Genomic DNA, 900 nt, shown 5'->3' on the forward strand with positions numbered 1-900 from the left:
GCGAGCACCGTGAACACCACTCCCGTGACGACGACCGTGCCGGCGGAGGCGCCGAGCTGGGCCACCGCGACCGCGGCGCCGACGATCATCAACAGGTTCTTCGGGTTGATCGCGGCCAGCGCGAAGCCGAGCCCGAGCGCCTTCACGGGTGTCACCTTGTCGATCGCGGCCAGCCACCCCGGCATCGACGGTTCCTCGCCCGGCGTCGGCCGTCCGCGCCACTGCTTCACCGCCAAGCCCAGCAGCAGGACGCCGAGGACGATCCGGATGGTCGCGGTCACGGCATTGCCGTCCGAGTTCGACGACAGGTCCATCGCGCTGCCGAGCAGAGCGAACAGTGTGTACGCCACCGCGATCCCGAGAATCCAACCCGCGAGGAACGACGTCGCGGTGCTACCCGCCCGGGGCGTGAGCAGCATGAGGATCGTCGCGATGATCGGTATCGGACTGACGGCGAGGGGGAGCACGGCCCCGATGGCGGTACCCATCCCCGAATGCTGGCAGCACACACCCGCCGCGACACCACCCGCGGTGGGTGAATCGCGGGACGGGACTCCCACTTTCGCGGTGGCCGAACGGATGGAAAGCTCATCGTCCATGCAGCCGATTGCGTCCGTCCCCGCCCCGTCCTCCCGCGCGCCGAAGAACATGAAGAACATGGTGTGGGTTCCCGGAGGCACGTTCTGGATGGGCTCCGAGGACTTCTACCCGGAGGAGCGTCCGGTCCACCAGGTGAGCGTCGACGGCTTCTGGATGGACACCCACCAGGTGACGGTCGCCGAGTTCCGGCGTTTCGTGAAAGAGACCGGCCATGTGACGACCGCGGAGATCGCGCCCGATCCGGCCGATTACCCGGATGCCGATCCCGCGCTGCTCGTTCCCGGTTCGCTGGTGTTCACC

2 protein-coding genes are annotated in these 900 nt (G+C 68.1%); one reads left to right on the top strand and one right to left on the bottom strand.

What is annotated here, in order from left to right:
* The coding region (locus IJ15_RS0124220; protein WP_231569648.1) for a GAP family protein at window positions 1-599 on the bottom strand (599 nt) is incomplete at its 3' end.
* A gap of 58 nt (window positions 600-657) precedes the next feature.
* Here IJ15_RS0124220 and IJ15_RS0124225 point away from each other — a divergent pair.
* Window positions 658-900, top strand: a 243-nt coding sequence (locus tag IJ15_RS0124225) for a formylglycine-generating enzyme family protein (RefSeq protein WP_031940875.1), incomplete at its 3' end; no start/stop codon positions are given.

It is taken from the genome of Prescottella defluvii (assembly GCF_000738775.1).
Taxonomy (GTDB): domain Bacteria; phylum Actinomycetota; class Actinomycetes; order Mycobacteriales; family Mycobacteriaceae; genus Prescottella; species Prescottella defluvii.